At 69.3% G+C, this 5,963-nt stretch carries 3 protein-coding genes; 2 read left to right on the plus strand and 1 reads right to left on the minus strand.

The features are described from left to right. Nucleotides 1-62 precede the first annotated feature (62 nt). On the plus strand, nucleotides 63-593 hold the full coding sequence (locus tag ACFXPK_RS29055; RefSeq protein WP_385080053.1) for a transposase: 531 nt from the start codon (nucleotides 63-65) through the stop codon (nucleotides 591-593). Nucleotides 594-856: 263 nt separating this feature from the next. On the opposite strand, the gene ACFXPK_RS29060 is transcribed toward ACFXPK_RS29055, so the two are convergent. Next, a complete protein-coding gene (locus tag ACFXPK_RS29060; protein ID WP_385000906.1) occupies nucleotides 857-2,386 on the minus strand; it encodes a helix-turn-helix domain-containing protein in 1,530 nt (509 codons plus the stop codon). A gap of 798 nt (nucleotides 2,387-3,184) precedes the next feature. Here ACFXPK_RS29060 and acnA point away from each other — a divergent pair. After that, on the plus strand, nucleotides 3,185-5,899 hold the full coding sequence (gene acnA / locus ACFXPK_RS29065) for an aconitate hydratase AcnA (protein WP_385080056.1): 2,715 nt from the start codon (nucleotides 3,185-3,187) through the stop codon (nucleotides 5,897-5,899). The last annotated feature ends 64 nt before the right edge of the window (nucleotides 5,900-5,963 follow it).

A 5,963-nucleotide genomic window follows, 5' to 3' on the forward strand; every position in this document is an offset into this window, starting at 1 on the left:
TATGTCTGTTTCGTTATTGCCCCCCCGGCCCCCCCCCGGGGTCGGGGCCCGGGCTGGTAAAAATGACCGCCCACGCCGAGCCGGCCGTGCCGCACCAGCCGCCCTACAGCGGGCGCGGACCGCATCCGCTGCCCCGCTACCGCACCCGCCCGGTCAGCCTGCGTGAACACGTCCTGGCCGCAGGACGCGACACGGCAGTCGCGGTCACCTGGCGCAAAGGCTCGAAAGCCGCCATGTCCGCCCGCTTCGTCTTCCTGCGTGTCCGTCTCACCGGCCGCCGCCCGAAACCCGCCCCGGACGGTGTCATCGCACCGCGGTGGCTGACCGCCCGATGGCCCGAAGGGGAGAACGAGCCGGTCACGTACTGGATCTCCAACCTCCCGGCCGACATCCCCGCCCGTGACCTGGTCCGGCTCGCGAAACTGCGCTCGCGCATCGAGCACGACTACCGTGAGCTGAAGACCACCCTGGGACTCGACCACTTCGAGGGCCGCTCATTCACCGGCCGGCACCGCCACGTCACCCTCGTCACCGCCGCCCACCTCTTCCTGACCGAACAGAGGTCCTGCCCAAAAGCCCCTGCCAGGGCCTGACCCTCCACCAGGCCCTGGCCCTCCTCCAACACCTGTCAGCCACCTGGACCGGGACCTGCCCCACCTGCCGCCAACCCACCCCATGGCAGCCCTACGACACCACCTGACAAAGCCCTACTGGCTGCGACGGTCGGAAGAGTCTCTTGAGCGTGGCCCGCAGCCCGCCGCGGGCCGAAAGTCCCAGAGAAGTCCCAGAGATGCCGCCGCACCCCATCCTGACCCGCTTCAACGCAGGTCAGACGGGGTGCGGCGGCATCTGCCTATCAAATGTCCCGGAAGATCTCGATCTGCGCGCCCACCGAGTTGAGTCGTTCCGCCAGGTCCTCGTACCCCCGGTTGATGACGTACACGTTGCGCAGGACGGACGTGCCCTCCGCCGCCATCATCGCCAGGAGCACGACCACCGCGGGCCGCAGCGCCGGCGGGCACATCATCTCGGCGGCGCGCCAGCGGGTCGGGCCCTCCACCAGGACGCGGTGGGGGTCGAGGAGCTGGAGGCGGCCGCCGAGGCGGTTGAGGTCCGTGAGGTAGATGGCGCGGTTGTCGTAGACCCAGTCGTGGATCAGCGTCTGGCCCTGCGCGACCGCCGCGATGGCCGCGAAGAACGGCACGTTGTCGATGTTCAGGCCGGGGAACGGCATCGGGTGGATCTTGTCGATCGGCGCCTCCAGCTTCGAGGGCCGTACGGTCAGATCCACCAGCCGGGTACGGCCGTTGTCGGCGCAGTACTCGGCCGTACGGTCGTGGTCGAGGCCCATCTCCTCCAGCACCGCCAGCTCGATCTCCAGGAACTCGATCGGCACGCGGCGGATCGTGAGCTGGGACTCGGTGACCACGGCGGCGGCGATCAGGCTCATCGCCTCGACCGGGTCCTCGGAGGGGGAGTAGTCCACGTCCACGTCGATGGAGGGCACGCCGTGCACGGTCAGCGTCGTCGTGCCGATGCCGTCGACCCGTACGCCCAGCGCTTCCAGGAAGAAGCAGAGATCCTGGACCATGTAGTTGGACGAGGCGTTGCGGATGACGGTCGTGCCGTCGTGGCGGGCGGCGGCCAGCAGGGCGTTCTCGGTGACGGTGTCCCCGCGCTCGGTCAGAACGATCGGGCGGTCCGGCGAGACGGAGTGGTCCACCTGGGCGTGGTAGAGCCCCTCGGTCGCCGCGATGTCGAGACCGAAGCGGCGCAACGCGATCATGTGCGGCTCGATCGTGCGCGTACCGAGGTCGCAGCCGCCCGCGTACGGCAGCCGGAAGGTGTCCATCCGGTGCAGCAGCGGGCCGAGGAACATGATGATGGAGCGGGTGCGACGGGCGGCCTCCGCGTCGATGGCCTCCATGTCCAGCTCGGCGGGCGGCACGATCTCCAGGTCCACGCCGTCGTTGATCCAGCGGGTGCGGACGCCGATGGAGTTCAGTACCTCCAGCAGCCGGAAGACCTCCTCGATGCGCGCGACCCGGCGCAGCACCGTACGTCCCTTGTTGAGGAGTGAGCCGCAGAGCAGCGCCACGCACGCGTTCTTGCTCGTCTTGACGTCGATGGCACCGGAGAGCCGGCGTCCGCCGACCACCCGCAGATGCATCGGGCCCGCGTAACCGAGGGACACGATCTCGCTGTCGAGCGCCTCACCGATGCGCGCGATCATCTCAAGGCTGATGTTCTGGTTGCCGCGCTCGATGCGGTTCACGGCGCTCTGGCTGGTGGCCAATGCGTCGGCGAGTTGGCTCTGTGTCCATCCCCGGTGTTGCCGGGCGTCACGGATGAGCTTGCCGATGCGTACGAGGTAGTCGTCTGCCATGGCGGCAGGTTATCTCAGATGTGAGATAAGTGCTCTTCCGGGGTGGGCTGTCGGAGCGTCACCGCCCCATCGTGGGGCCGACGCGGCCACTCGGCCACCCGGGTACGGCCGTACGGGTGGCCGAGCGGCGCCGGTCTGACGGGGCGGCACCCCTCTCCGGCCGGGGCGGGGCCGGTCGCCGTTCTCCTCGGTGGCCGCGCGCCGGGTTTCGCGGCGGCCCGCGTACCGCTCCTCGCGAACGGCGGACCTGGCCCACCGCTGCCGCTCCTCGGTGTGGGAGCGCACCTTGCGGCCCGCGCGGCAGTGGGCACCGCGCAGCGGCAGGGTCGCCGGACCCTCCCAGCGGTTCGCCGCGTCACGGCGACGCCCCCTTCCTGCGCGTCCTTCGTCGGCGACTCGTCCGTGAGTCGTCCGCGACGTGTCCGCGGCACCGACCGGCCTGACGTGGACGGCGGTTCGGGACGCTCTCCATGAAATGGCCGCGCGGCGGAAAGCCTTCCAGGCTGTCGGCGGCCCTCGTGCGCGCGCAAAGGAATGGCCCGGGGCGCGGCCGGTGACAGGCGGGCTGTCGGCCGCGCGCCCGGTCCGGAGCCTCGTCGGAGGCCGGTCGACCGCACCTGGGCATGACCGAGCAGCGGTCATGTACTAGAGTTATCTCGACATCGAGATATCTGCCCGAAGGCGTACCGCGGCCGCCCATCGGTAAGGGTTACCTAACTAAGCCTTACCTTAGCGGATCGGTGAGCAGCCGAGGCGGCAGCATGACGTAGTACGTGCACATTGATGAAGGAGACTGTCGTGTCGGCGAACAGCTTCGACGCCCGCAGCACGCTGCGCGTGGGCGACGAGTCGTACGAGATCTTCAAGCTGGACAAGGTCGAGGGCTCCGCACGCCTCCCTTACAGCCTGAAGGTGCTGCTGGAGAATCTGCTCCGCACCGAGGACGGCGCGAACATCACCGCCGACCACATCCGCTCCGTCGGCTCCTGGGACTCCCAGGCGCAGCCGAGCCAGGAGATCCAGTTCACGCCGGCCCGCGTGATCATGCAGGACTTCACCGGCGTGCCCTGTGTGGTGGACCTCGCCACCATGCGTGAGGCCGTGAAGGAGCTGGGCGGCGACCCGGCGAAGATCAACCCGCTGGCCCCGGCCGAGCTGGTCATCGACCACTCCGTCATCGCCGACAAGTTCGGTACGCACGAGGCGTTCGCGCAGAACGTCGAGCTGGAGTACGGCCGCAACCGCGAGCGCTACCAGTTCCTGCGCTGGGGCCAGACCGCCTTCGACGAGTTCAAGGTCGTCCCGCCGGGCACCGGCATCGTGCACCAGGTCAACATCGAGCACCTGGCCCGTACGGTCATGGTCCGGGGCGGCCAGGCGTACCCCGACACGCTCGTCGGCACCGACTCGCACACCACCATGGTCAACGGCCTGGGCGTGCTGGGCTGGGGCGTCGGCGGCATCGAGGCCGAGGCCGCGATGCTCGGCCAGCCCGTGTCGATGCTCATCCCGCGCGTCGTCGGCTTCAAGCTGACCGGTGAGCTGCCCGCCGGCACCACCGCCACCGACCTGGTCCTCACGATCACCGAGATGCTGCGCAAGCACGGCGTCGTCGGCAAGTTCGTCGAGTTCTACGGGGAGGGCGTCGCCGCCACCTCGCTGGCCAACCGCGCCACCATCGGCAACATGTCGCCGGAGTTCGGCTCCACCGCCGCGATCTTCCCGATCGACGACGAGACGCTGAAGTACCTGCGCCTGACCGGCCGGGACGAGCAGCAGGTCGCCCTCGTCGAGGCGTACGCGAAGGAGCAGGGCCTCTGGCTCGACCCGGCCGCCGAGCCCGACTTCTCGGAGAAGCTGGAGCTGGACCTCTCCACGGTCGTCCCCTCCATCGCGGGCCCCAAGCGCCCCCAGGACCGCATCATCCTGGCCGAGGCCAAGGCGAAGTTCGCCGAGGACGTGCGCAACTACGTCTCCGAGGACGAGGAGGCGGGCAAGGAGTCCTTCCCGGCCTCGGACGCCCCGGCCTCCGCCAACGGTGTGCCGAGCCGCCCGACCCTGGTCACGGCCCCCGACGGCTCGACGTACGAGATCGACCACGGCGCCGTCACCGTCGCCGCGATCACCTCCTGCACCAACACGTCGAACCCGTACGTGATGGTGGCCGCCGCGCTCGTCGCGAAGAAGGCGGTCGAGAAGGGCCTGAGCCGCAAGCCGTGGGTCAAGACCACCCTCGCCCCGGGCTCGAAGGTCGTCACCGACTACTTCGACAAGGCGGGCCTCACCCCGTACCTCGACAAGGTCGGCTTCAACCTCGTCGGCTACGGCTGCACCACCTGCATCGGCAACTCGGGCCCGCTGCCCGAGGAGGTCTCCAAGGCGGTCAACGAGCACGACCTGGCCGTCACCTCGGTGCTCTCCGGCAACCGTAACTTCGAGGGCCGGATCAACCCCGACGTCAAGATGAACTACCTGGCGTCCCCGCCGCTGGTCGTCGCGTACGCCCTCGCCGGGTCGATGAAGGTGGACATCACCAAGGACGCCCTCGGCACCGACCAGGACGGCAAGCCCGTCTACCTCCAGGACATCTGGCCCACCGAGGCCGAGGTCAACGACGTGGTGGCCAACGCCATCGGCGAGGACATGTTCAACAAGTCCTACGCCGACGTCTTCGCGGGCGACGCGCAGTGGCAGGCGCTGCCGATCCCCACCGGCAACACCTTCGAGTGGGACCCGCAGTCCACCTACGTCCGCAAGCCCCCGTACTTCGAGGGCATGACGATGGAGACCACGCCGGTCGCGGACATCGCGGGCGCGCGTGTCCTGGCCAAGCTGGGCGACTCGGTCACCACCGACCACATCTCCCCGGCCGGCGCGATCAAGGCCGACACCCCGGCCGGCACGTATCTGACGGAGCACGGCGTCGAGCGCCGCGACTTCAACTCGTACGGTTCCCGGCGCGGCAACCACGAGGTCATGATCCGCGGCACGTTCGCCAACATCCGCCTGCGCAACCAGATCGCGCCGGGCACGGAGGGCGGCTACACCCGCGACTTCACCGTGGACGGCGCCCCGGTCTCGTTCATCTACGACGCCTCGCGCAACTACATCGAGCAGTCCATCCCGCTGGTCGTCCTGGCCGGCAAGGAGTACGGCTCGGGCTCGTCCCGCGACTGGGCCGCCAAGGGCACCGCGCTGCTCGGTGTGAAGGCCGTCATCGCCGAGTCGTACGAGCGCATCCACCGCTCGAACCTCATCGGCATGGGCGTGCTCCCGCTCCAGTACCCGGAGGGCGCCTCGGCGCAGTCCCTGGGCCTGACGGGCGAGGAGACCTTCTCGTTCACCGGCGTCACGGAGCTGAACAACGGCACCACCCCGCGCACCGTCAAGGTGACGACGGACACCGGCGTGGAGTTCGACGCGGTCGTCCGTATCGACACCCCGGGTGAGGCGGACTACTACCGCAACGGCGGCATCATGCAGTACGTGCTGCGCAGCCTGATCCGCAAGTAACCGCCGCACGGCTCACGCCGACCGGCCGGCCGAGGGCCGTGCCCCGTACGTTCGCGTACGGGGC

Source organism: Streptomyces sp. NPDC059142 (genome assembly GCF_042755665.1).
Taxonomy (GTDB): Bacteria; Actinomycetota; Actinomycetes; order Streptomycetales; family Streptomycetaceae; genus Streptomyces.

Bases quoted from the DNA above. Each gene is read 5' to 3' on its own strand.
- ACFXPK_RS29055 (WP_385080053.1), top strand. From the start codon at position 63: ATGACCGCCCACGCCGAGCCGGCCGTGCCGCACCAGCCGCCCTACAGC.
- ACFXPK_RS29060 (WP_385000906.1), bottom strand. From the start codon at position 2,386: ATGGCAGACGACTACCTCGTACGCATCGGCAAGCTCATCCGTGACGCC.